The sequence below is a fragment of the Massilia sp. YIM B02763 genome, from assembly GCF_030412015.1.
Taxonomy (GTDB): Bacteria; Pseudomonadota; Gammaproteobacteria; order Burkholderiales; family Burkholderiaceae_D; genus Telluria.
The window spans coordinates 335,314-358,920 of sequence record NZ_JASNRD010000001.1 but is presented as its reverse complement, the minus strand read 5'-3'; the positions used below and the strand labels follow the sequence as shown (position 1 = coordinate 358,920).

At 62.3% G+C, this 23,607-nt stretch carries 22 protein-coding genes; 11 read left to right on the top strand and 11 right to left on the bottom strand.

Features of this window, described 5'->3' with window-relative positions:
* The first annotated feature begins 15 nt into the window (after positions 1-15).
* From guaA to QPK32_RS01500, 4 genes are all read left to right on the top strand, one after another.
* Positions 16-1,626, top strand: coding sequence for a glutamine-hydrolyzing GMP synthase (gene guaA / locus QPK32_RS01515; RefSeq protein ID WP_290411015.1), 1,611 nt, complete (start codon positions 16-18; stop codon positions 1,624-1,626).
* A gap of 235 nt (positions 1,627-1,861) precedes the next feature.
* A complete protein-coding gene (locus QPK32_RS01510; RefSeq protein WP_290411014.1) occupies positions 1,862-2,500 on the top strand; it encodes a hypothetical protein in 639 nt (212 codons plus the stop codon).
* 2 nt (positions 2,501-2,502) lie between these two features.
* Entirely contained in the window at positions 2,503-4,230 is a 1,728-nt protein-coding gene (locus QPK32_RS01505) for an McrB family protein (RefSeq protein WP_290411013.1), read from the top strand.
* Positions 4,227-5,612, top strand: a complete 1,386-nt coding sequence (locus tag QPK32_RS01500) for an McrC family protein (RefSeq protein WP_290411012.1) — start codon at positions 4,227-4,229, stop codon at positions 5,610-5,612. Before QPK32_RS01505 ends, QPK32_RS01500 begins: the two co-directional genes overlap by 4 nt.
* A gap of 418 nt (positions 5,613-6,030) precedes the next feature.
* On the opposite strand, the gene QPK32_RS01495 is transcribed toward QPK32_RS01500, so the two are convergent.
* The 3 genes from QPK32_RS01495 to QPK32_RS01485 all read right to left on the bottom strand — a co-directional run bounded on the left by QPK32_RS01495 (position 6,031) and on the right by QPK32_RS01485 (position 11,159).
* Positions 6,031-9,432 (bottom strand): TM0106 family RecB-like putative nuclease, encoded by a 3,402-nt coding sequence (locus QPK32_RS01495; protein ID WP_290411011.1) that lies wholly within the window; start codon positions 9,430-9,432, stop codon positions 6,031-6,033.
* Between the two features lie 132 nt (positions 9,433-9,564).
* A complete protein-coding gene (locus tag QPK32_RS01490) occupies positions 9,565-10,278 on the bottom strand; it encodes a hypothetical protein (protein ID WP_290411010.1) in 714 nt (237 codons plus the stop codon).
* On the bottom strand, positions 10,275-11,159 hold the full coding sequence (locus tag QPK32_RS01485) for a Sir2 family NAD-dependent protein deacetylase (RefSeq protein ID WP_290411009.1): 885 nt from the start codon (positions 11,157-11,159) through the stop codon (positions 10,275-10,277). Before QPK32_RS01485 ends, QPK32_RS01490 begins: the two co-directional genes overlap by 4 nt.
* Before the next feature lie 227 nt (positions 11,160-11,386).
* On the opposite strand from QPK32_RS01485, the gene QPK32_RS01480 reads away from it, so the two are divergent.
* Positions 11,387-13,486, top strand: coding sequence for an ATP-binding protein (locus tag QPK32_RS01480; RefSeq protein ID WP_290411008.1), 2,100 nt, complete (start codon positions 11,387-11,389; stop codon positions 13,484-13,486).
* A gap of 140 nt (positions 13,487-13,626) precedes the next feature.
* On the opposite strand, the gene QPK32_RS01475 is transcribed toward QPK32_RS01480, so the two are convergent.
* The 7 genes from QPK32_RS01475 to QPK32_RS01445 form a co-directional block, all read right to left on the bottom strand.
* Positions 13,627-14,205, bottom strand: a complete 579-nt coding sequence (locus tag QPK32_RS01475; protein WP_290411007.1) for a hypothetical protein — start codon at positions 14,203-14,205, stop codon at positions 13,627-13,629.
* Positions 14,206-14,226: 21 nt separating this feature from the next.
* The gene (locus tag QPK32_RS01470) at positions 14,227-14,775 is read right to left on the bottom strand and encodes a hypothetical protein (RefSeq protein ID WP_290411006.1); all 549 of its coding nucleotides are present in this window, start codon (positions 14,773-14,775) and stop codon (positions 14,227-14,229) included.
* Between the two features lie 91 nt (positions 14,776-14,866).
* Positions 14,867-15,736: a hypothetical protein gene (locus QPK32_RS01465; RefSeq protein WP_290411005.1), complete on the bottom strand. Its 870-nt coding sequence runs from the start codon at positions 15,734-15,736 to the stop codon at positions 14,867-14,869.
* Positions 15,737-15,798: 62 nt separating this feature from the next.
* Positions 15,799-16,245: a hypothetical protein gene (locus tag QPK32_RS01460; protein ID WP_290411004.1), complete on the bottom strand. Its 447-nt coding sequence runs from the start codon at positions 16,243-16,245 to the stop codon at positions 15,799-15,801.
* Complete coding sequence (locus QPK32_RS01455) at positions 16,242-16,502, bottom strand: hypothetical protein (RefSeq protein ID WP_290411003.1); 261 nt, start codon at positions 16,500-16,502, stop codon at positions 16,242-16,244. Before QPK32_RS01455 ends, QPK32_RS01460 begins: the two co-directional genes overlap by 4 nt.
* 49 nt (positions 16,503-16,551) lie before the next feature.
* A complete protein-coding gene (locus QPK32_RS01450) occupies positions 16,552-17,079 on the bottom strand; it encodes a YqiA/YcfP family alpha/beta fold hydrolase (protein ID WP_290411002.1) in 528 nt (175 codons plus the stop codon).
* 13 nt (positions 17,080-17,092) lie between these two features.
* Positions 17,093-17,293 (bottom strand): hypothetical protein, encoded by a 201-nt coding sequence (locus tag QPK32_RS01445; RefSeq protein WP_290411001.1) that lies wholly within the window; start codon positions 17,291-17,293, stop codon positions 17,093-17,095.
* Positions 17,294-17,429: 136 nt separating this feature from the next.
* Here QPK32_RS01445 and QPK32_RS01440 point away from each other — a divergent pair, with 136 nt between their 5' ends.
* From QPK32_RS01440 to QPK32_RS01415, 6 genes are all read left to right on the top strand, one after another.
* Positions 17,430-17,918, top strand: a complete 489-nt coding sequence (locus QPK32_RS01440; protein WP_290411000.1) for a putative molybdenum carrier protein — start codon at positions 17,430-17,432, stop codon at positions 17,916-17,918.
* A gap of 42 nt (positions 17,919-17,960) precedes the next feature.
* The gene (locus QPK32_RS01435) at positions 17,961-18,611 is read left to right on the top strand and encodes an SGNH/GDSL hydrolase family protein (protein WP_290410999.1); all 651 of its coding nucleotides are present in this window, start codon (positions 17,961-17,963) and stop codon (positions 18,609-18,611) included.
* Positions 18,612-18,699: 88 nt separating this feature from the next.
* Entirely contained in the window at positions 18,700-19,113 is a 414-nt protein-coding gene (locus tag QPK32_RS01430) for a hypothetical protein (protein ID WP_290410998.1), read from the top strand.
* Entirely contained in the window at positions 19,113-20,120 is a 1,008-nt protein-coding gene (locus QPK32_RS01425; RefSeq protein ID WP_290410997.1) for a YafY family protein, read from the top strand. The genes QPK32_RS01430 and QPK32_RS01425 overlap by 1 nt, the downstream gene beginning before the upstream one ends.
* Before the next feature lie 74 nt (positions 20,121-20,194).
* On the top strand, positions 20,195-21,094 hold the full coding sequence (locus tag QPK32_RS01420) for a hypothetical protein (protein ID WP_290410996.1): 900 nt from the start codon (positions 20,195-20,197) through the stop codon (positions 21,092-21,094).
* 20 nt (positions 21,095-21,114) lie between these two features.
* The gene (locus tag QPK32_RS01415; protein ID WP_290410995.1) at positions 21,115-21,909 is read left to right on the top strand and encodes an NADAR family protein; all 795 of its coding nucleotides are present in this window, start codon (positions 21,115-21,117) and stop codon (positions 21,907-21,909) included.
* Between the two features lie 238 nt (positions 21,910-22,147).
* Here QPK32_RS01415 and QPK32_RS01410 read toward each other — a convergent pair whose 3' ends face one another.
* Positions 22,148-23,584, bottom strand: coding sequence for a sugar porter family MFS transporter (locus QPK32_RS01410; protein WP_290410994.1), 1,437 nt, complete (start codon positions 23,582-23,584; stop codon positions 22,148-22,150).
* Positions 23,585-23,607 lie beyond the last annotated feature (23 nt).

Sequence of the window (23,607 nt, the reverse complement as noted above, 5' to 3'; positions counted from 1 at the left end):
CATTTCGCTCCATACATGCACTCCAAAATCCTCATCCTCGACTTCGGTTCCCAGGTCACGCAACTGATCGCCCGCCGCGTCCGCGACGCCGGCGTGTTCTCCGAGGTCTATCCGTACGACATCGGCGACGAGTTCGTCCGCAACTATGGCGCGTCCGGCGTGATCCTGTCCGGCAGCCACAACTCGACGCTGGAAGGCGACTCCCCGCGCGCCCCGCAAGCCGTGTTCGAGCTGGGCGTGCCCGTGCTGGGCATCTGCTACGGCATGCAGACCATGGCGGCCCAGCTGGGCGGCAAGGTCGAGAACGGTAAAGTGCGCGAATTCGGCTACGCCGAAGTGCGCGCCCGCGGCCATACCAAGCTGCTGAACGGCATCAACGACTTCGTCACCGACGAAGGCCACGGCATGCTGAAGGTCTGGATGAGCCACGGCGACAAGGTCCTGGAAATGCCGGAAGGCTTCAAGCTGATGGGCTCGACCCCGTCCTGCCCGGTCGCCGCGATGGCCGACGAAGAGCGCGGCTTCTACGCGCTGCAGTTCCACCCGGAAGTCACGCACACGACCCAGGGCGAAGCCATCATCGGCCGCTTCGTGCACGATATCTGCGGCTGCAAGAGCGACTGGAACATGCCGGACTACATCGGCGAAGCCGTCGAGAAGATCCGCGCGCAAGTGGGCACCGACGAAGTCATCCTCGGCCTGTCCGGCGGCGTCGACTCGAGCGTGGCCGCCGCCCTGATCCACCGCGCCATCGGCGACCAGCTGACCTGCGTCTTCGTCGACCACGGCCTGCTGCGCAAGGACGAGGGCAAGATGGTCATGGACATGTTCTCGAAGAACCTCGGCGTGAAAGTGCTGCGCATCGATGCGTCCGACCAGTTCATGGGCCACCTGGCCGGCGTGACCGACCCGGAACAGAAGCGCAAGATCATCGGCCGCGAATTCGTCGAAGTGTTCCAGGAACAAGCCAAGCAGCTGACCAGCGCGCGCTGGCTGGCGCAGGGCACCATCTACCCGGACGTGATCGAGTCGGCCGGCAAGGGCAAGAAGGGCCAGACCATCAAGAGCCACCACAACGTGGGCGGCCTGCCGGAAACCCTGAACCTGAAACTGCTGGAACCGCTGCGCGAACTGTTCAAGGACGAAGTGCGCAAGCTGGGCGTGGCCCTGGGCCTGCCGCACGACATGGTCTACCGCCACCCGTTCCCGGGCCCGGGCCTGGGCGTGCGCATCCTCGGCGAAGTGAAACGCGAATACGCCGACCTGCTGCGCGAAGCGGACGCCATCTTCATCGAAGAACTGCGCAACACCCCGTTCGTGGCGCCGATGGTGCCGGGCATCGACGCCGGCAAGGCGCCGGTGAACTGGTACGAAGCGACGTCGCAGGCGTTCGCCGTCTTCCTGCCGGTGAAATCGGTGGGCGTGATGGGCGACGGCCGCACCTACGAATACGTCGTCGCGCTGCGCGCCGTGCAGACGCTGGACTTCATGACGGCGCAGTGGGCGCACCTGCCGCACGATCTGCTGGGAAGGGTGTCGAACCGGATCATCAACGAGGTGCGTGGGTTGAATCGCGTTGTGTATGATATTTCGGGGAAACCGCCGGCGACGATTGAGTGGGAGTAGGGTTTCTAGGTGGAAATTCCGCTTGTGCGATTTTAAAAGGCTCGCTTCGGCGAGCTTTTTCATAGGCATCGACGTCCCAGGGACGGGTCAACTTGTGTCGGTTCAAAAATTGGCGCTCAACTCGGCTGGGGTTGGACGGTTGCCGTGGACCTCTGCGTTTGCCGGCCGCAAGAAAAGGTGCATCAGTGCAATTTAATGTTATCGATGTTATAGTTTTGCAATTGCCGTAGGCGAAATGCACTACTCCTTCAATACCACAAGGTTTTACATGACAGTGGCGCAGCAACCAGTCGACATCTCCGAATTTACACTCAATGACATCCATGTAGGCACCCGTCTGTACACGGCGCTCGTCGCGCATGCGCTTGTGACCCAAGGCGCTGCAGTGTTTTATTCGGACATTCTGGCGCAGGCGAAGGCACTAGATCCGCATGACGAAGAACTTCAACATGCCGTTCCGATCGGGATCGGCATGAAGCTATTGTTCGTTGAGAGTTTCTGCGTCGCGAGCGGATATCCGAATCTTGCCTGCCTGGCCGTAAGCAGGAGCACGGGCCGGCCAAGCGAAGGCTACAAGGGTGACTGGGAAACGGACCGGCGCTCCGTCGCAGCGTTCGACTGGTCGATCGCGCGGGCGAAGCTGGACGCTTATGTTCACGATGCGAAGCTCGTGGCCGCCCCGAAAAAGCGCCGCAGCTATCAAGAGGCGAAAGAAATGCGCTGGGAACATTATTCGGCCAATCGACCGACTTACGCGGACCTCAGCAACGATGAGAAGAGCGAAATCCTCAATCTCCTGATTGAAGGGTTTCAGCCAGAGCTTGCCTTGCAACGCGTTGTCGAGGCACGTAACTCGGTGTTGGGAGGGCAATGACCATGGCTGAAGCATCGATGGAGGCACGAGACGGCGACGCAGCGAGCCGCGACACCTTGCGGCGCGATTGGCACGAATTCAAGGGTAAGCGGCTGGATGAACGCGTCGCCGAGGAGTGGCGCTTGTTCCTCGACTGGAAGCGAAGCGATCCGGTAGACACCCTGGCGCTCGAGCGCTATACCAACCTGCTCCGGGACGGGGGCGGCATCTACTTCACCAATCTCATCGAACGCCGGACCACGCGTTGTGGGCGATTCCGGCCGGCCAGCAGCGCGGGCTATGGAATCTACCGCATCAAGCCTGAGAACGGCCAGCCGAACGAGGCGCTACGATTCTCGATCCCCGGGCCGAACAACGGCCGCGCAGCCCGGGCCGAGGTGGGGCTTCCGACGGCGAACGATTTCTTCGAAAAAAATGTCCGCCCTGTCCTGGTGGCCCTTGCGAACTACGACTCACGCCCGGACCTGCGGCCGCTCGAGACCAACTTCGCGCGCAAAGTCGCTTACATGTACAACCCTGGCCAGCTGCTGGCGCTGTACAAGAATGAAGTGATTGCCCGCATTGGCACCTTCCTGGGCATCCGCGACAAGTTGAAGGGCTACCGGGCGACCCAGGCGATCAAGGAACAGCTTACGGCAGAATGGAGCGTGAGTATCGAGGACGCGTGCTCCTGGAGCATCGACGAGCTTCGCGAATGGACCCTGGCCGATGGACGCAAGCTTGACGACGACGAGATTCGTCTGACTCGTGAGTTTGAGGTGAGCCAGAAGATGACTGGCTTTCTTTACCAGCGTTTCGGTCTCTCGCTCGACTTCGAGCAGAAGAACGTGGTGTACTACGGGCCGCCCGGAACCGGCAAGACGCACCGGGTCAACGAAGCGATCGAGCAACGCATACTAGCCGACGGCCACAAGTTCGACGATATGTGCGAGATCGTGCAGTTCCACCCGAGCTATTCGTATGAGGACTTTATCGAAGGCCTCAAGCCGGTCAATGTGGCGGGCGGTGGGATCGCACTGGTAGTCATGCCCGGCGTGTTCAGGCGCTTCTGCAAGAGGGCTACGGATGCTTTGCGCGAAGACCGGATGCGTGGGGAAAAGGAGCCGCGTACCTACTACTTCGTGGCGGACGAGATCAACCGTGCAGAACTGTCACGGGTGCTGGGGGAAGTCCTGGTATGTCTCGAGGAATCGAAACGCATCGATTTCGACTTGGAAGGCAACGAAACCGGCCTGCGCGTGACCACCCAATACGGCTACATGGCGGGCGAGGGGGAGGGAAGATTCGGCGTTCCGGCCAATCTGTACTTCATCGGCACCATGAATGACATTGACCGCAGCGTCGACAGTTTCGACATGGCCTTGAGGCGGCGCTTCGCCTGGGTCAGGACCGGCTGCGACTACGAGGTGATCCGCGAAGCGGTTGCCGGTGATAAGCATGCTTCCGCGTACGTGGCCATCTGCGAACAGCTGAACAAGTTCATACGCTTCACGTTGAAACTGGGGCAGGACTATGAAATCGGTCACGCCTACTTCATGACGATTGCGGGCCGCGGCGTCAGCGATACGTCGATGCGGCAGCTGTTCGACACGCGGATCGAGCCACTATTGTCCGAATACCTTCGCGCCGAATACAGTCCAGAGCAGATTGCAGCCCGGGTAAAAGAGGCGCGCAAGATCTTCTCGCTGAGCTCGGCTGCAAAGAAGGATGAGCCAGTGGCCGACGAATGATTGCATTGCACGACAATTGCCGCTCGCATCCGCTGGGCGGCCAAGTCAAGGTAAGAGATTTTCCAAAGAAGCCGGGCGTGTTGCCGCCCCTCACACTCGGCGGCTACCAGGCGGCCGGCAATTATCTGTTTTCGTTCCATGACGGGGATGAGGAAAAGCGCGGCAAGCGTAATCAGGACGACGCGTTGATCCTGGCCTTGACGGAGGAGGCCGAAGCCGGATGGGTGGCTCAGACCGGCAATTACGTCGGCAGTGTCACATACCACAAGCACCGGTTCGAGATCCGTTCGCGGTTCGGCGATGCATTCGTGCAGCGCATGCTGAATTTTTCGAACGATATCTACGTCGACGATTGGACCTCGCCAGCCGAACGAATCGACGCCAGCAAGCCGGATTACGCACGCGCCCTGATCTTCATGATGTTCGTGCAGGCGCTGGAAAAGGCCCACCTGCTCGGCTTGCCCAAAGCTTACCGCAGTATTCGGCATCACGAACATGTGGTCCGCGGACGAATCGACATTCCACGTTTTATCCGGGAGGACTTGCCGTTTGCGGGCCGGGTAGCGAGTGTGGCGCGCGAACAGCTGCCGAGCCAGTCTATCATCGACGTACTGGCCAAGGCGATCCAGGTCATCGACCGAAGCGGAGGCGCCGGGATGCTGCTGCGTATTGCTCATGTACGTATGAAACTGGTCAGCCTGCGTCGGAACAAGGCGGTCGATGCCGCCACCATTCGCCAAGCCAAAACAGAGAAAGCGTTGGCCAACCCGATCTTCGCACCGTACCGGAAAGTGCTCCGTCTTGCGGAGGTGATCATCCAGCTCGATAGCGCGCGCGACGCGCCCGACGGGAGCACGGGCATGGCGGGACTGCTGGTCAACGTCGCCGAGCTGTTCGAAATCTACGTGGGCAAGCTTCTGGCGCTGCATTTTCCTGAATGGAGCGTGTCCTCGCCTGCGATCCGGCTGCATGCGGGCCGCTTCTACGAGCGCAGCATCATTCCCGACATCGTCATGGCGCACGAGGACGGGCGCCGTGTCGTGGTTCTGGACACGAAATACAAGCGCATGAACTTTCTGGGGAGCGGTCGGTACGGCATGGGCGATGTGGACCGCGAGGACTTCTTCCAGATTGCGACCTACATGAGCCATTTCGAACACCGGCCCGGCAAGCAGCTGGTGGTGGGCGGGCTACTTTATCCGCTGGCTGAAGAGCCGGATATACAGCGCTGCCACGATCGTTGGATGGGGGACGAGACGCCCAAATTCATTGTCGACGGGATTGCGGTGCCGAAGGACGATGCCGGCGGGGCCGCCGATGTTCTCGCCAGCGAAGTGCGCTTCGTGGCTCGACTGGCGGCCCTGCTGGACATTCACTCGTGACTGCGTAATCCCTGCTTCCTGCTCGCAGGTCAGTGTTGCGCGACCCGCTACCGACCTGCCGAACCGCGCCGGCCTGAAGCCGCGGACAGGATTGCGGCGCGCTGCGCGGGTGGCGAAATGCGAAGTGGACCGCTTGAAGACCGTGGCGTCGCGCAGAACGACCAGCCCCGCCTTCGCTTCCATCAATGGCTTCGCACCGTATGGCGCCCGCACGATGATGTCGATTTCGCCGTGGGTGGAGCGTCCGCCGCGTAGCGTGTATCGCGAGATGTTGTGGACGGCGTCGAAGCCGTGCGGCGGTCAGCCGCGCAAGCGTTCGAGGATGTCGAGCTCGCGATATTGGCCACCGTCCCGGCAGAGCGGAGGAAGGGGGGGGGGAGGATCTCAGACTTGGAACATCGTTGCACGATGATATGCATTACTGCTTCAAGAGCAACCGCGACAGCAGGTTTACCTTGCGCATTTGTGCCGGATTGGCGACCTTGGTCGTGGCCAGCGCCGGATGCATGACGACCACGGCGAGGCTTTGCGCGCGCGACACTGCCACGTTCAAGCGCCGCTCGTCGAACAGGAAGTCCATGCCACGCGGCGCATCGTTGGCGTCGCTGCTGCACATCGACACGAACACGACGGGCGCCTCCTGGCCCTGGAACCGGTCCACCGTGCCGACCATGGCAGCAGCGCCGCCGGGTAGGCGGGACAAGCGGGCCCTGAGCTTATTGACTTGAAAGTTATAGGGCGCGACGAACAGCATGTCGTCCCAGCCGACCCGGCGTTCGTCCCCGCGCTTGTCGACCAGCGTACGCGTCAGCAGTTCGGCGGCCATGAGGGCGATTTCCTCGGTTTCTTCATCGCTGGCCTGGCTGTTGCCCGCGTGCCGTACCGGAACCACGACGATACCCGCCGGCTGGTCCAGGGGACCGGCATATCCCTCCGGCACGCGCACCACCTGGCGCTCATTGCCGTCGGCGGCTTGCAGGCGGCCGTCGTAAATCGCACTGGAGATAAATTTATTTACGGCCGGGTGCATGCGTACCGTGGTGTCCAGGAAGATGCCGCGATCGTTGGCAATCGTGGCCTGCTCACCCATCAGGTAGTCGAGCGCGGACTTGCCGCTGTCGCCCGGGTGCGTGCCTTGCATCGGCTGGCCCAATTGCATCTGGTCGCCGATCAGCACGATGTTTTGTGCAGCGTTGCTCATGCCGACCAGATTGGCGACGCTGACCTGGCCTGCTTCGTCGACGAACAAATAGTCGAATTGTTGTTCGAGCTCAGGACGGCAAAAACCCCATGCCGTCGTGCCGATCACACACCCGGGCTGGAGCCGACCAATCAGATCCTTGTTGGCGATGACCGCCACGCCGAGCTGCTGGATTTTGGGATCGGTGTCTTTTGTGCATGCAAACGTCGCTGCGATATTCTCTTCGGCACACACTTCCGCTGTTCGCAACACCAGATTGTTGATGGCTTTATGGCTGTTGCTGCTGATGCCGACCTTTTTCCCTTGACGCATCAGTTCGGCGATGACACGCGACGCCGTGTACGTTTTCCCGGTCCCTGGCGGTCCTTGAATGGTGAGGCAAGACTGCTGCAAGCCACTGACGGCAGCGATGATTTCCTTCAGCCGTTCGGCACCCGTGCTGGCGGTGACGAGTGCTTGCCCGGCGGTGATATGGCGGATGCGCGGCGGTCGGCGTAGCAGGAAGTCCCGGATGGCCGAGTCGCCGGTCCCGGCTGTGGCCACATAATGCGTCAGCACCGTCTCGATGGCGGCTGGGATAGGGTGCGGATTCACGAATTCGTCGGGGACCAGCGTCATGCGCGCGGGTGGCTCCGCCCTGGCTTTCACGAGTAGCAGTCCCCGGGCTGAATCCAGCAGTGCAACATCGACTTTGTCGCCGGCATCGAGCACGTGATATTTGCCGGACAGTCCCTTGCATTCCTGGTCGGGATCGAACTGGTACTCATAAACCAGATTCCTGTCCTTCGGTGCCAATTTGAATGGTGCGCGCCCGGTACGCAGGCATCCGGCAATGCAATCGAGGTCGTCGAACAACTCGGTTTCGGATTGGCCCATCCGGTCGAACAGGCGCCAGAACAGGGGCTTGCTTTCGCGCCGGTGGAATTCGACCAGCCACGCCAAGGTCTCGGCCAGCGGGACGTCGGTGGCATCGGCATCGGCAGCGCCCGCGCCCGCGGCCCGTTCGCGCATGGCCATCGCGAGCAGATCGACATGGACGCGGGGGGTGTCGTGCACCGGCTGCGCTTCCTCGCCCGCCGCGTCATCGTGCGGCGTCCGGTAGACGATGCCATGCACGTGCTGCTGCTGGCGCAACCAATCCACCAGTTCTTGCGTCGAGTCGCAGTCGTCCTTGTTGTAAGCGCGAATGTTGGCCAGTATGTCGTACTGTCGCCATGCATCCCGTGCGGGTGGAATGCCCGGGTGATCGAGCGCGAATCGTGTCCGCCACGCTTCGTAGGCGACGACCGAATCGCCGCCATTGGCAACTTCCGTGCTGCGCCGTTCGCGGTAAAGGTGCTCGACGTTCTTGATCGAATAGCGCGGCTCGCCGAGCAGCAAGCAGCCTTTGACGACCTTGTAGAGGTCGACGAAGACGTTGTTACGCAGCAGCTCATCGACTTCCATTTCGCAGATGCCGTACTGCCCCATCAGTTTGCGGCAGGCAGTGATTTCATAACTCGCGTAATGGTAGATGTGCATGGACGGATCCTGCTGCCAGCGCGCATACGCCCATCCGATAAAATCGGCGAAACACTGTTTCTCTTGTTCGGCGTTGTGCGCCCAGAAATCGATGAATTGCCGCTGTCGAGCGTCATCGAAAAAGGTGCAGCCCCAGAGATATTCCAGGCCGCCCCGTTCGAGCGGAAAGCCTTCGATATCGAAGAACACGTCCAGCGCCGACGGCGGCGGCAGCAATTCCAACCCTTGGTTCGGCGCCGTCAGGATTTCGAAAAGCGGCGTTGCGCGATCCGCACTGTCGCGCTGGATGCGGGCTTGTGCCCGCAGCTTCGCCAAGACTTGCGGATTGATGCCCCTTATCTCGGCCGTGGGCGATACATCCGCCAATTGGCTCATCGTCGTGATACCTGCAGCCGTCAAGCGTGCAATCTGGCTCTTACGAATATTTGCCACTTGAATCAGGTGGTCGCGTTCCAGTAACAAGCTATTCGCATGGTCCGACCAGCGCCCCCACGCATCGGAATCGGCTGGATCCGGTTGCGCAGCGCAGTCGAAATCGGCTTGTGCTTGCAAAAAGTCGGCTTTGATGCAGCGGTAGTAGGAAAAATAGTCAGCGGTCTTGAATGATACGTCCTTGCCGTTGCCAAGGGCCACGGTCAGCGTACCCGGCATACGCTGCTGGATCGATTCCAGCATCTCGGCGTAGCAGCACATCTGCAACAAATAATCGGGCTTGACGGTGGACGACAGCTTGGTGTCCCACACGACATAATGCCAATCGCCTAGCGCGGAAGAGCCCGGTACCTTGATCAGGAAATCCGCCACGCCGGCGAATGGCGCCAGCGCCAGGTAGGCCTGATAAACGACGTCGGCGCCCGATTGCAGGGCTTCGAGCGTCGCCGCAGCGCGGGCAGTGCGCGAACCGCTCGTCGCGATCTCGACGATGTTCAGTTCTTTTGCGCGCAAGAGCGACAGCTTGCTCTTCTCGTGCGCGAGGCCGCGTTCGGCGAGCAGTGTCATCAAGGCGTCCGGAGCGTCTTCCGGCGGCAGTTCGTCCTTATGTTCAAGCGCGAAGCGCGCCATCCAGCTGGCAAACGGACTGGCGACGAAGGTGGTCAAGTCGCTGGGAGAGTAAAGGAGTTCGGGACCGTTCTTTTGCATGACAGGCGCTGGCCGTAGGAGATGTTGAACACGCAATAGATTGAAGTATCAAGGATAGGCCGTCAACATGCAATTCCTTTATGGAAATGTTCATACGAGCAGTGTGGCTTCGGCGCCTTTCCGATGGCTCGTTGGTGGCAAGGGGGCCGTGACAGACGGGGAACGAGAAAGAAGAAACTGGCGCAAGGCTGCATGCACCCGATTCAGTTTGGCTTGCACGTCCCGGCGCGTTAACTCCAGCGGCGCGCGTGACTGCATCGGCAAGAGACGGAACCTCTGGCGCTGCAACAGATTCTTTCCCTGGATGTCGGCTACGCGATCGACCGGATAACGATCGATGAGCAAGGCCGTGCGATCCATTACGAGGCCATCGGGCGCGATGTGGCCGGCGCAAAATTGCACTTGGCACATTTGGTACCACGCACTGCCGGCGAAAAAATGCGCCTGAATGACGTCCTGCAACGCAGGATTTCCGTAGATGACCAGGCGATGCTGCTCGATGCGGCCAAGCAGGTCGACGATGACGCGGACATGCCGGCCGATCCGCGCCAGGCAAGCGTTGGCCGTAACGATGCGCGGCGTGTCGATCTTGCCGTTGACGTCGATGAAAGGACGCCCAAGGTGGCCAGTCGCTTGGCCGAGGTCGCGGCACAGCCGCCCGACTTGCACGTACACCATGTCGTACGCCGACCACTGCCTGACAGCCACGTCCGGTCCGGTCAGCATGTCGAATATCACGTCGGCCAGTTCGACCAATTCGTAAAACAGCGTCTGCGGCGCGGTCGCCGTCTCCAGCGCTGTCATGCCGGCAGCATCGCATCGATGGCGGTCAACGCCTGCAGCGCCCCGCCGGCGATCCCGACGCCGAGCAAGTGGCTGACATGCGGCTCGCGCGGGTTGATGCGGACGAGGGGCCCCTTATGCTGAAGCACGATCCGGTGCGCAAAGTGGCGGACCGTCGCGATATTGACGCCTGCGCCGATCTCGATGACGACCGGCCGTCGCACCTGCTCGAGCCAGCACTGGCGTCGCGCGGCTTGCGCTTCGCGCCTGGCGTCCACCCAGGCCCAGTCGTCGAACATGAGGATGTTCGGGCGCGCCAGGCCGCCGCAGTGTGGACACGTCGGCAACGCACCGAGCAATTCGCAGCGCGCCGCGTCGACCGTTGGCGTAAAACCGGTCGCCGGCCATGTCGCCTGGGAACATGGCGCCAGGCACTGCATGTGGTGGATCGAACCATGGCATTCATCGATGCGTAGCGGATCGAATCCAGCTTCCTGGAATTGACCGTCGACGTTGCTGGTGAACACAAAGCTGCCTCGCGCCATCGCATCGCCCCATTTGCGCAACAGTCCGAATCCGGCGTGCGGGATGGTGGCGCGATACAGCGCCAGCCGGTGTGCATAGAAGCCCCAGGCGCGGCGTGGCGTACGCTGGAACGCGGCCGGCGACGCGATATCCATGAAGGCAGTGCCTTCGGCCGCGAGCGCCGGGTACGCTTTCCAGAAGCCGGCGTTGCCGCGGAAATCGGGCAGGCCGGAATCGACCCCGATGCCCGCGCCGGCGGCGATTACAAGTGCATCAGCGCTGGAGATCAATGCGGCGGCCTGTTCGATGGCTTCGTGATCGAGAGGCACGGCGTCCATGTTCTGGCTGTGCCCGTCCCTGAGGGTCTGCTGGTTCATGCGTGTTCCTGTACGGGTTGGATGTATCCATCCTGCACTGGGCTGCGACAAGCGTCGTCGCACATAGTATGCAGTCCGGGGTTCGCGCCGGAACGGCCGTCCTCGACGTTCTGGCTCAGGAAAGGCTGCGTCGATCAGGCCTGCTGCCGTAACGACGCTTGGCCCTTACCCTGCGACATGAAATGTCGCAAGCGTCCTTATGATGAATTTCTCCAAGGAGATGTCTCATGAAAACCCAACGCCACCGTCCTTCCAAGCCTTCGCCAGTCCAGCAGATCGAGTCCATTTACCAGCTCTGGATGTTGCGCATCCTGGTCCCGTTGGCAGGTCATAAAGTCTTTGTCCTGCGTAACGGGTTTTCCGAAGATACGGTCGCCCGTTTTGTCGGTGTCGGCGACTGGATCGATAACGATGAACTCGACTTCGACAACGCGACCGTCCGCAGCCAGTTGCGCGAACTGCACGTCGCCGCCGAGGCCAGTGCGGCCAGGCTGGCGCCGCCATCCGGCCTGCGGGCCAATATGACGCGGCTTGCCCAGCTCGTGGGACTGTCGGACACCGACTGCCGGATCCTCGAGTTCGCCGCGCTGATCCACCATGACCGGGTCCTGGACGATTGCGCGGACACCCTCGGCCAGCTCAATTCGGTGAAAGTCGTCGATGTACTGGCAACCGTGCTGGACCTCGACCGCCGCTGCGTACAGACCGCCCTCGGCGCCCATGGGGTGCTTGCCCGCTCCGGCCTCCTGACGGTCGACCGCGGCGGCAGCGGCTACCTGCGCGGCAAGCTCGACCTGCTGTCCGACAGTTTCGCGGACCTGATCCTGGGCGCGGAAGCGGACGCGATGACGCTGCTGAGGGATACCGTCAGCCCCAGCGCGCCGGCGCTTCTCGAGCTGTCCGACTACGGGCATATCGACGATTCTCTTGCCTTGCTGACGCCTTACCTCGAGCAGGCGCTGACGACTGGCCGCGTGGGCGTCAACGTTTTCCTGCATGGCGCACCGGGCACGGGGAAAAGCGAGCTGGCGCGTGCGCTCGCCAAGGCACTGGGCTGCGAACTGTTCGACGTCGCCAGCGAGGACGCCGACGGCGATCCGGTCCTGGGCGAACGCCGACTGCGGGCTTTCCGCGCCGCGCAGAGTTTTTTTGGCCAGCGCAAGGCCATGATCCTGTTCGACGAGGTGGAAGACGTCTTCAACGACGGCGACCGCCTGTTCGGCCGCATGAGTACGGCGCAAAAGCGCAAGGCCTGGCTCAACCGCACGCTGGAACAGAATACCGTCCCGACCCTGTGGCTGTCGAACACGATCGAGAACATCGATCCGGCTTTCTTGCGCCGCTTCGACATGGTCATCGAAATGCCGGTGCCGCCGCGCAGGCAGCGCGAGCGGATGGTGCGCGAAACCTGCGCCGGCGTGCTCGACGAGGATGCAGTCCGGCGTGTCGCATCCTCGCCGCAACTGGCTCCCGCAGTGGTCAGCCGTGCAGCCGACGTGGTGCGTACCATCGGAGCCAGGCTCGACCCGGCACACGCCGCCCGCGCACTCGAATTCCTGCTCGACCGGTCGCTCGAAGCCCAGGGTCACGCGCCCTTGCGGCAAGGCGAGGCCGCGCGCCTGCCGCCCGAATACGATGCCGCGCTGGTGAATGCGGACACCCACTTGCTGGAGCTTGCCGACGGCATCGCCGCAAGCCGCTGTGCCAGGCTGTGTCTGTATGGTCCCCCCGGTACCGGGAAGACCGGCTACGGACGTTGGCTGGCCGAGCGGCTGGACATGCCGCTCCTGGTTTACAGGGTGTCCGATCTGGTCTCGAAGTGGGTGGGCGAAAGCGAAAAGAACATCGCCGCCGCATTCCAGCGGGCCGAAAGCGAAAACGGCTTGCTGCTGATCGACGAGGTGGACAGCTTCTTGCAGGACCGTGGACGCGCACGACAGTCCTGGGAAGTCACGATGGTCAACGAGATGCTGACCCGGATGGAGGTTTATTCCGGCGTATTCATCGCATCGACCAATCTGGTGGCCGGTCTCGATCCGGCGGCGCTGCGCCGCTTCGATCTGAAGGTATGCTTCGATTTTCTTTTGCCCGGGCAGGCGGCGCTGCTGCTCGGGCGCTACCTGGTCGGTTTGGAACTGGCGCCGGCGACCGAATCCGAGCTTGGCCGGCTGCGCGCGCTGCGCAATCTGACCCCGGGCGATTTTTCGGCGGTGGTTCGCCAGAACCGCTTCCGCCCGGTCCGCTCGGCGGCCGCCTTCGTGCAGGCGCTCGCGCAGGAGTGTGCTCTGAAAGTGCCTGTGTCGCCGCCGATCGGATTCCTGGGGTGATCCACCGTCGCCACCGGAAAAGCAGGCCGCGCGCCATGCAGGCGCAGGCCGGTGCGCGCGGCTTGCCGGGAGCGATGGCTACCTCGCACCGTGCAAGTGACCAGCCCGTGCGCACCTGGGCTGCGTTGTCGAGAGTCGAATTACCCGACGGGGTGCAGGCTGTAGACGTTGTTCTCGTCGATCTCGAAGAAGAGTTCGCCGGCATCGGGATCCGGCGTGCCCGTCCACAAAGTGACGAGGGCCGCCAATTCCTGCACGAGATCGCGAAGCGCGGCATTGCCTTCCATGGCGGCATGGAGTTCGTCGGGCGTCATCCCCGGGACGAACAGCGGCGCTAACGCGAGCTTGTCCTGGAGCCCGGCCGGGCCCAGGTCAGCCAATCTTGCGTGGACCACTTTTTGCAGTGCCTTGACGTCCGGGTGGTAACGGGCATCGGTGACCGACAACTGAAAGCATGTCGGCGGATAGCGGCATACGACACGGCAGGCAACGAAGCCGTCCTGTGCTCGACCGACGCCCGCTGCACCGTCCAGCGCCAATGAGGCGCTCGGGCTGGCATACACGCTCTTGCGGCGGGAAGGCATGCTGGCCGGCCTTGTGAACTCCCACAGGTTATCGACCAGATAGGGAACGTTTGCCGGCAGGCGCGTGCCGGGGTGCCGCGTGTGCAAGCGCGCCGGATCGAAGCCGGCGCGGGGCACGGCACGGAAGATATTCATTGGGTGTCCTGGCATGAACGTTCACGCTGCCTGGCGCCGCCGCGGTATGCCGAGTTCTTCGAGATATTGGCGGTACAAGTTGGCAGCGGCCTCGAACTGGCCCATGCCGAACTGCACACCATTGCGGTAATTGTGTTCCTTCGCATTGGTCTGGTAGCGGTCGACGGTGATCAGCAGTTCGCTGTCGAACGTCGCCTGCTCAAGGGTAAGCTGGGCCCCCTGGTTGTCAGCATTCTTGTAAGAGAGGTAGCGGCACAGGAATGCCGTGCCTGAAATCTCGTGTCCGCCGGTCTTGATATGGTTTTCCACCTTGTTCGCAGTGAAATCGAAGTCCGCTTTCAGCGCAATCGACAGGCGGGTCAGCACTTCCACCGCATATTCTTCCTTGGCGCCGAACAGGGAACGGGCGGCCTGAGGATACTCCTTGTACAGGCGGCTTTCGATAGCCTTCAATGCCCGTGGAGTTGCTCCGCGCGCTTTGATGTTCTCGTAATACGAAACCAGCTCGTCTTTCGAGAAGGCGTTGTTCTCGACCCTGTGAATGATTTTTGCTTCGTCGTGCGCGTTCATGGTTCCTGGTTCTCGATGGTTTGTCGTTCGGACGCGTGACGCCACGGCCCGCATCCGATGGGTTGCAAGGAAGAGGGCAGACCCCCGTCGTTCAGATCGAACTGCTAAGCGAGCCCAGCAGATCACGGACGAGCTGGCGGTTGGATAAATAAAACAGCAGCATTTCGGCCTCGACGAGCGAGCAAGGCTCCTCCTGGTCCAGCACGTCGCGAGTGCGCTGCATGACGAGCAGATAGTATTCGTAGGTCTCCGCTGCGGGTGCCAAAGCGGCCTCCATCCACCGGACGAGCTTCTTGTTGTCCATGGCCAGTCCGGGGACCTGCTCGCCGCGGCGTTTCAGGTAACCCAGTGCGGCCAGTGATTGGGTATCGATCTTGCTGAGCAGTGCGTCGCGTCCATCGGGGACGCGGAATGCGCGCGCGTCGACGCCTTCGCGAAAGTGGATCGCATTCAGTGCGAATCCGATGCGGGCATCGTAGATCAGCGCCCAGTCGCTCCAGACAAAATTCAGCCATTTGGACCAGCTGGAAATCCCCTTGAAGGGAAAGCCGCATCCCGCGTGGCTGCGCAGCTGGCGGGGCGACCGGATGTCCGACAGGTCGGGAGGGCAAGCGTCGAGGAACACCCTGGAATAGGCTTCGATGGTGTCGTCGCTATTGCTGGCAAGCCCTCCCCACACCCGGATCACGAAACCGCACAGTTCCGCCATGCGGGCGTCGCGCTGCACGCCGGACAAGCCGTGCACTTCCCGCACCCGCTGCGCGACAGCCTTGCGAAGCTCCTGCGTCGCCCGCGCACCGCCATCCTCGTCGCCGACTGGAAGCCCGTATTCGCGGGCCTTCTTCCTGGCCATGGGGGACAGCGGCCACGCATAGTTCTTCAATTCGTGCCTGTGCAGCCTCAGGTAGGCAGCAACAGCGTCCCCGAACCGGGTTGCTTCTTCTACGGTGGTCTGATTCATGTCTAGCTAAGTTACTAAATATGACTAATAGTATGGTTAATAAATTTCTTTATTGCAAGTATTTATGGCCTGAAGAAAAAGGCCGGTAGGGATTGGTATCGCTCCTCGCTGGTCTGATCCGGGACGGCCCTGAGATCGAGCCGCCATTCCCGCGCGACCCGCCCTGCCACGACCTCGAGTACGATCTCGTCATCCCAGAATTTGCGGGCAGTTGGGCCCGTGCGGCGCCCATCGCCACGCCAACCGCGAATGAAACCGCTGAACCAGGATGCCGCCACGGGTGCGCCGGCATGGGCAAACAGCATGGCGTGATCGCGGGATGTGATATCGCTCAGATACAGGGTACCCTCGTAGATCGTCCAGGTCGCGACATAGCCGCGTTGCGAGAACGGCGTAATCCGCCTTGGCGGCTGCGTGGAAAGCGAGGCCAGGTAGGGCTCGAGGGGAGCGCTGTCGATCGCGTACAGCAGGCCGGCAAATCGCAGGCAATCCGGAAAGACGTTGCTCATGCCTGCGCACGGGGGCAGGCGCAGCGCTTGCCGTCCTCGGTGAACTCGATGGTCCAGTGCCTGTCCAGCGCCAGCGCATCCACAAGGGCGCAGCTGCGCGAATAGCCGATCCTGAATTGCCGCTGCAGGCGCGAGATCGGGTACGGCAGGATCGTTTCGCCCTGATGGCGCAAGCCGTCGATCCAGGCGATCACCTCTGGCCAGAGGGGGTCGGCAGTGCCAAAGCGCTCGCCGGCTGCGTGCTGATGCGTGTGCATATTCGTCCTTTCGATGAAATCGTCCTGCCGAGCGCCGGAAACCGCTTCGTCACGGTGCCTGCCCAGCGCGGTCCGCGCTGCAGCGCGCCAAAAAGGCGTCGAACAGCTCACGCAACAGCGGAATGCAGGTGTCTAGCCTGTGATCCCCCTGCACCAAGTGCAAGCTGCAGTGGCGCAGGCGTGCGAAGCGGATCGCGTTTTCGCAAGGAATGACCTCGTCATCCCAGCCGTGCACGATCTCCGTGCGCCCAGCCGGCACTTGCGGGGCCTGGGTCGCATAACCGGGAACGAAAAGGGCGGGGGCGAGCAGGAACACCCCATGCGCCGAAAGGCGGGCCGCCGCTTCGGCCGCAACCCAGCCGCCCATGCTCGATCCCACGAGCAGCAAGGGCCCGCGTACGTCGGCGCAGGCCCCGAGCAGCTGGACGAGACGGGCGGCCGGATCGGTCGTATGAGAATAGTCGAGGATGGCGACATCCCAACGACGTGCCCTTGCCACCTCGGCCAGTGCCGTGATCTTGCTGCCGCCAGGGCCGCTCTCCTTGCCGTGCATGAAGTGAACCAGTCCATTCGTCATCGTGACATCTCCGTTAGCGGGAAGGAATCAGCGAAGCGAGCAGATTTCCGCGACCGACCATGTGGTGACGCGCATCGCGGGTGGTATCCGTGCGCGGGTCGTAATGACCGACCACGCGGTACCCTACGTCCCGCGCGGTCTGCTTGCCGTCCTTCGCTGTGTCGATGTAGCCGATGGTGTGGTAGCGCGCGTCGGTCAGGGTCTGCCTGTTCATTGTGGTGTCCTCCTCGTCCGGTGATACCGTTGACTGTATCCGGCGACACGACAAACGGCGTCGCATCGGCCTCGCGACATCGATTGTCGCGAGGCGCGCTTACACTGGCGCTCCCTCGAATCGATATGGAGCATGGATGGATGAAGTATTCCTGGCTGGCGACGGCTTCACGCTGATCTCCGGCGGCCAAAGCGGTGCCGACCGCGCTGCCCTCGACTGGGCAATGGAGCAAGGCATCCGCCACGGCGGCTGGTGCCCGCGGAGACGCAAGACGGAGGACGGGGTGCTGGCGGAGTGCTACCGTCTGCAGGAAACGCCGGACGCGGGCTATCTCCAGCGCACCGAATGGAACGTCAGGGACAGTGACGCGACCTTGATCTTCACGCTGACGGACCGGCTCGACGGCGGTTCCAAACGCACGAGCGCATTCGCGGAAAGCGTCGGCAAGCCTTGGCTGCACGTGCGGCCGGGCGTGCACCCGAAATACGTGGCGCGCTTCCTGAACCGCCACGGCGTGAGGACCCTGAACGTGGCCGGCAAGCGCGAATCGTCCGCGCCCGGCATCGGCGATCTGGTCCGTCAAACGCTGTCGCAAGCCGTGCGTCCCCGGCCAGCCATCCAATGATGGGCGCGGTAGTGTATTTTTGTTAGCGAAAAGGAGGCGCAGATGGCGCATATAGTCTTGATGGGGGACTCGATCTTCGACAACGCCCCCTACGTCCCCACCGGGACGTATCTGCAAGCCCAGTTGCAATCGCTGCTGGCGCCGCACGACCGGGTGTCGCTGCTGGCGCGCGACGGCGATGTGCTGGCGGACATGACGGCACAGGTCGCGCGCCTCGAGGCGCTGCCGGAAGCGCCCGACTGGCTGGTGGTCAGCTGCGGCGGCAACGATGTCCTGGGCCTGGTCGGCGCGATGCAGACCAAAGTAGGCTCGGTGATCGAAGCGACGACGCTGTTCGCCGGTTGGCAGGCACGATTCCGGCACGACTACCGACGCATGCTGAATGTGTTGCTGTCCAGGCGAACTCCGGTGGCGCTGGCGACCATCTACGATGCCGTGCCCAGCCTCGACCCGGGCCTGAAGCTGGCGCTGGCGCCGTTCAATGATGTGATCCTGCGCGAAGCGGTGGCGCACCGCCTGCCGGTGCTGGACCTGCGCCTGATCTGCGACGACGCGGGCGACTATGCCGCCGTTTCGCCGATAGAGCCGTCCGCGCAGGGTGGGGGCAAAATCGCGGCCGCGATCGCGCAATTGGTGCGCGAACAGGATCCTGGCGCACGCCACACCGTTGCATACGGATACACGAAATCGTGATACAGGAGTTTCTTTATGGAAATGACTTTGGTAACATGACATTTTGAACGCGCAGGTGGCCCTGGCCCAAGGTGCTGCCCGAGAAGACATGCCCCGCCACATCGAACACATCGACGCGATCGCCCGCCAGAAGAGGCGCGCCGTCCTCTACCTGGAATTTCATCCAAAGCCATTCAAACAGTGGCGCGACTATGAATTCGAGCAGGATCCGACGCGCGCGCTCGTGCTGGCCTGGTTCGATGGGAATGGCGTGCCCTGGGTGGAATGCGGCCCGTTCGCCAATCCGAACTTCATGGCACCCTACCTGGGGCAGGTCTATATCGACGTTCCTTACGACGACAGCCTGCCGGCCTACCGCGCGCTGTGCGATTACCTCGAGCATCCGGATGGATCGATACGCCATGAAGGCGTGCGTTTCCTCGTCATGCCCCTCGATCACGCGATGGAAAATGCGGCGCACGACGAACCGGGCTTCTGGGAGCGCTGGGCGGAGGGCTTCTGATGGCGACCAACCAGCAATCGCTGCTGCGGCAATGGCACATGCTGCGCATGGTGCCGCGCGCACCCGCCAAGGTGTCGGCAAAAGACTTGTGCGAGCGCCTCGCCGCCGCTGATTTCAGTGTGACCAAGCGCACCGTCGAGCGTGACTTGAAAGAGCTGTCGGAAGTGTTCCCGATCGTGGTCGACAGCCGCGACAAGCCGTTTGGCTGGAGCTGGCTGCGCGACGCTTCGAGTTTCGATCTGCCAGGCCTGACCGTGCCCGAGGCGCTGACGCTGACCCTGGTCGAGCAGCACCTGCGACATCACCTGCCGCCGATCACGGTCGATGCCTTGCAGCCGCATTTCCGCTCTGCGGCGCGTACCCTGTCGGCCGTCGAAGACTCCGCCCCGTCGCGGGCCTGGCTCGACAAGGTGCGCAGCGTGCCACCCCAGCAGCCGCTGCTGCCGCCGCGGATGGACGAGGAATGCCAGCGGCAGGTCTACTTGGCGCTGATGCAGGATCGCCAGCTGAAGCTCCATTACCGCAAACGCGACGCCGAGGCGCCGACCGTCTATGCCAGCGTCCACCCGCTCGCAGTCGTCCAGCGCGGTGGCCTGGTCTACCTGGCCTGCATGTTCGGCCATTACGATGACGTGCGCACGATCGCGCTACACCGCGTGCAGGAGGCGGAGGTGCTGTACGAGCCGGCGCGCAGGAAGCCCGGTTTCGACATCGACGCGTATATCGCATCCGGCCAGTTCGGGGTGATCGCCGGCGCTCCGATCAACCTGCGCGCCAGCTTTACGCGCGCGGCCGGCGAGCACTTGTTCGAAACGCCGCTTTGCGCCGACCAAGTACTTACCAGCGATATCGACGGCCGGCTGCATCTGGCGGCGACGGTACCGCATACCAAGGCGCTCGTATGGTGGCTGCTCGGCTTCGGCGACGGCGTGGTGATCCAGGAACCGGCCGGCTTGCGCGAGGAGGTGGGCGGCATCGCACGGCGCATGGCTGCGGCCTACGCCTGATCAGCGAGGGTCCCGGCGGCGGGCCTGCCAGTTCGTCGACGCCATCATCGTCAATGCCAACAAACAGGGAAGCCATGCGAATTTACCGTCACATCACCGTGAACGGCGTGCAGCTCGAAACGTTTCCGGTCAAGCGAGAACTATCGATGGAAGCCTATCTCATCGACAATGAGCAAGTGCTGGCGCTCGATGACGATGTGTTCAGTAATGTCGAGGTCATTGCTGCGGAAGTCCCGCTCGAACGGGTACGGAAGAACAAGGACGGAGAGGGACGCATTGACATACTCGCGAGCTACTCGGACCAGTATGTCGCCATCGTCGCGCTCAAACTGGGCGAGGTCGACCGGGCGGCGCTCGATCAGCTGGAAGAATACTTGTCCGAAAAGGCCCAGTTGGTGTCGACATACAAGGACACTTTCGGTGCCGATTCCAGTCCCAATCCTAAGTGGATCGGTGTCCTGGTCGGTTCCAGCATCGCTCCCGATTTCGCCAAACTCTTCAGAGATGGATATCAGACTGTCGTCGACCGCATTCCCGTCGCGGCGCTGACCCTGCAACGATTCCGGGGATGGGAGGGGTCCGTTCTGGTTACGACAGATTCCTACTTCAAGCTGCCTGGCGCGAAAGACCTGACCAAGTACCTGTGCGACGGAAAAACCTTGGGAAAAGGGCGTCTGGTTTTGGTGGTCGTGAAGCGCTATGTGGCCTCGCATCCCGAAATCACCTTCGCGCAACTGGAAAAAGCCTTCCCAAAATCGGTACAGGGGGCCCTTGGCGTGGTCTCGACGCTCGATCAGGCAAATGATATCTATGCAAGGGACGAACGGCGCCGTCATTTTTTGAACCCCGGCGACTTGATGGAACTGCGGGATGGACCGGCCGCCGTTTGCAGTCAGCGGGGAATTGGTAACATCGATGCTTTTATCGAGCGGGCGGCGGAACTTGGTTTCGCTGTTCGTCCTATAACTGGCTGATCATTATTTGGGAACCTCACATGCACGTCGAGCCTGGCGTTGTCGTCGTCGATCGCACCGATGACCCTTTGTCATTGCGCTGTCCTGCCCCGTTCAATGTCCTGCGCAATCGGTTCATGAGCGCGTGGCATTATTTGCTCTATATGAAAGCGACGCGTCTGCAGTTGTACGGCACCGCCGATCGTTTCCTGACACTGGACGATCCAGCGGAGCTCGAGGCGATGGCTGGTCCGCTGGAGCAGGGCGACCAGGAGAAGTGGCTGCAGTGCATCCGTTTCGATCTGTTGACGGCTCATTCCAACAAATTCCAGGCCAACCCCCAGATGCTCGATGTTCTGCTCGGCACCGGGACACAGCTGATCGTGTCGACGACCCATCCTGGCACCATGTGGAGTGCGCCCGTACTGGCGGACGGCGTGCAGTCTGGCGGCAAGGCCAACTGGGTTGGCTGCAACCTGGAAGGCATTTCTTTGATGAGAGCGCGGGAATTGCTGACGGCTTCCCACGATCCCGTCGTCGCACGCGAGCGATATGCGGAGCCGCTTTCGCTGCGCGCCAGGATCCGCGAATGCTGGGCATGGGATCCGGAAGTGTCGATGGTGAGCAAGAAGACCTACGAGGCCTGGCTGGCGCAGATCCGCGCCGCATCGCCACATGAGGTGATCGACGGACTGCATGCGTTGATGCGAAGCCGATTCTGGGACGTCGATATCCACGATCCGGCACGGGCCGGCTTCCTGCACTGGGTGCGATCAGAGTTCGGAATCGAACTGCCGCCGGACCCTGCGCTGCTCAGGCTTGGGCAAGGAATCTGATCCAATACGGCCAAGCTGGGCAGCGCGCTTGCATCCAGACCTGACCAATGCGGCTGCGATGGCCATGAGGAGGTAACATGGAATCGGGATCGTCGTCATCGCTCCCTGATACGTGCAACTGAACAAGCCGTTGATCATTCGATTCGAACGATCAACGGCTTTTCGCTTTTGTACGAGAACGAGGGCGTCAGCCCTCGGACACTGGCCGCACTGTTGCAGGCGGCCGCGCCGTACCCACTCACCCTTCCATCTGCTCCAATTCCTTGCCGCGCGTTTCGTGCACATAGCGCAGCACGAAGAAGATCGACACGATCGCAGCCAGGGTGTACAGGCCATAGGCGCCAGCCAGGCCGATGCCGGTCAGCAGGACCGGGAAGGTCACCGTGATCAGGAAATTGGCCGTCCACTGGGCTGCGCCGGCAACCGCCAGGCCGGAACCGCGGATCTGGTTCGGGAACATTTCGCCCAGCATGACCCACATTACCGGTCCCCACGACATGTTGAAGAAGATGACGTACAGGTTTGCCGCGACCAGGGCCAGCATGCCCATCGAGCCGGACAGGGCCAGCTTGCCGCCGGCGTCGAGCGTGGCGCTGGCGAAGGCGTACGTCACCAGGCCGAGCGTCGCCGCCATGCCGGTCGAGCCGATCCACAGCAGGGGCTTGCGGCCGATCCGGTCGATCAGGAAGACGGTGACGATGCAGGCGCCGATGCTCAGGCCGCCGGACAGCACGTTGATCAGCAGGGCATCGCTCTCGGAGAAGCCCACGGCCTGCCACAGCACCGCGCCGTAATAGAACACCACGTTAATGCCGACGAGTTGCTGGAAGGTCGCGAGGCCGATGCCGATCCAGACGATCGGACGCAGCTTGCCGGTCGCCTTGCTGACCAGGTCCGACAGGCGCGGACGGTGCTGGTCTTCCGACAGCGAAACGGTAATCGCGTTGAACTTCGTGCGCGCGGCGGCCGCGCCGTACAGGCGCTCGAGCACGGCCATTGCTTCGTCCTTGCGCTTCTTGACGACGAGGAAGCGCGGGCTTTCCGGGATCGTCAGCAGCAGCAGCAGGAACAGCACGGAGGGGAACGCCATCATCCAGAACATCCAGCGCCAGGCTTCTTGTCCCAGCCACAGCACGCCGACCGAGCCACCGGCCGACTGGGCCAGCAGGTAGTTGCTCAGGAACGCGCAGAACAGGCCGCTGATGATGGCGATCTGCTGCACCGTCGCCAGCCGGCCACGGTAGCGGGCCGAGGCCACCTCGGCGATGTAGGCCGGCGACATCACGCTGGCCGCGCCGACGGCAAAGCCGCCCAGCACGCGCGCGGCAATGAAGAAGGCCGAATTCGTCGCAAAGCCCGCGCCCAATGCCGACAGCAGGAACATCAGGGACGAGATGAGCAGCACGGTACGGCGCCCCCACAGGTCGCCCAGGCGGCCGGCGGAGAAGGCGCCGACGGCGCAGCCCAGCAGCATCGAGGCGACTTCGAATCCCAGCTCGGCGGCCGTCGAATGGAAGGTCTGCTTCAGGCCGTCGACGGTGCCGTTGATGACGCCGCTGTCGAAGCCGAACAGGAAGCCGCCGATGGTGGCGACGCAGCTGATCAGAATGATGAGACGGGTATTTTCCGTCTCCTGGATGGGGGTAGTTGTGTTGTCGACAGCAACTTGGTGCATCGTAGTCTCCTTGGTTTGTTATT

What these genes read in the sequence shown, in the direction of transcription:
- guaA (WP_290411015.1), top strand. Translation starts at nt 16, where the DNA reads ATGCACTCCAAAATCCTCATCCTCGACTTCGGTTCCCAGGTCACGCAA.
- QPK32_RS01425 (WP_290410997.1), top strand. Translation starts at nt 19,113, where the DNA reads ATGGCGACCAACCAGCAATCGCTGCTGCGGCAATGGCACATGCTGCGC.
- QPK32_RS01470 (WP_290411006.1), bottom strand. Translation starts at nt 14,775, where the DNA reads ATGAACGCGCACGACGAAGCAAAAATCATTCACAGGGTCGAGAACAAC.
- QPK32_RS01500 (WP_290411012.1), top strand. Translation starts at nt 4,227, where the DNA reads ATGATTGCATTGCACGACAATTGCCGCTCGCATCCGCTGGGCGGCCAA.
- QPK32_RS01480 (WP_290411008.1), top strand. Translation starts at nt 11,387, where the DNA reads ATGAAAACCCAACGCCACCGTCCTTCCAAGCCTTCGCCAGTCCAGCAG.
- QPK32_RS01460 (WP_290411004.1), bottom strand. Translation starts at nt 16,245, where the DNA reads ATGAGCAACGTCTTTCCGGATTGCCTGCGATTTGCCGGCCTGCTGTAC.
- QPK32_RS01485 (WP_290411009.1), bottom strand. Translation starts at nt 11,159, where the DNA reads ATGAACCAGCAGACCCTCAGGGACGGGCACAGCCAGAACATGGACGCC.
- QPK32_RS01420 (WP_290410996.1), top strand. Translation starts at nt 20,195, where the DNA reads ATGCGAATTTACCGTCACATCACCGTGAACGGCGTGCAGCTCGAAACG.
- QPK32_RS01430 (WP_290410998.1), top strand. Translation starts at nt 18,700, where the DNA reads ATGCCCCGCCACATCGAACACATCGACGCGATCGCCCGCCAGAAGAGG.
- QPK32_RS01440 (WP_290411000.1), top strand. Translation starts at nt 17,430, where the DNA reads ATGGATGAAGTATTCCTGGCTGGCGACGGCTTCACGCTGATCTCCGGC.
- QPK32_RS01435 (WP_290410999.1), top strand. Translation starts at nt 17,961, where the DNA reads ATGGCGCATATAGTCTTGATGGGGGACTCGATCTTCGACAACGCCCCC.
- QPK32_RS01505 (WP_290411013.1), top strand. Translation starts at nt 2,503, where the DNA reads ATGGCTGAAGCATCGATGGAGGCACGAGACGGCGACGCAGCGAGCCGC.
- QPK32_RS01510 (WP_290411014.1), top strand. Translation starts at nt 1,862, where the DNA reads ATGCACTACTCCTTCAATACCACAAGGTTTTACATGACAGTGGCGCAG.
- QPK32_RS01455 (WP_290411003.1), bottom strand. Translation starts at nt 16,502, where the DNA reads ATGCACACGCATCAGCACGCAGCCGGCGAGCGCTTTGGCACTGCCGAC.
- QPK32_RS01410 (WP_290410994.1), bottom strand. Translation starts at nt 23,584, where the DNA reads ATGCACCAAGTTGCTGTCGACAACACAACTACCCCCATCCAGGAGACG.
- QPK32_RS01450 (WP_290411002.1), bottom strand. Translation starts at nt 17,079, where the DNA reads ATGACGAATGGACTGGTTCACTTCATGCACGGCAAGGAGAGCGGCCCT.
- QPK32_RS01465 (WP_290411005.1), bottom strand. Translation starts at nt 15,736, where the DNA reads ATGAATCAGACCACCGTAGAAGAAGCAACCCGGTTCGGGGACGCTGTT.
- QPK32_RS01475 (WP_290411007.1), bottom strand. Translation starts at nt 14,205, where the DNA reads ATGAATATCTTCCGTGCCGTGCCCCGCGCCGGCTTCGATCCGGCGCGC.
- QPK32_RS01490 (WP_290411010.1), bottom strand. Translation starts at nt 10,278, where the DNA reads ATGACAGCGCTGGAGACGGCGACCGCGCCGCAGACGCTGTTTTACGAA.
- QPK32_RS01445 (WP_290411001.1), bottom strand. Translation starts at nt 17,293, where the DNA reads ATGAACAGGCAGACCCTGACCGACGCGCGCTACCACACCATCGGCTAC.
- QPK32_RS01415 (WP_290410995.1), top strand. Translation starts at nt 21,115, where the DNA reads ATGCACGTCGAGCCTGGCGTTGTCGTCGTCGATCGCACCGATGACCCT.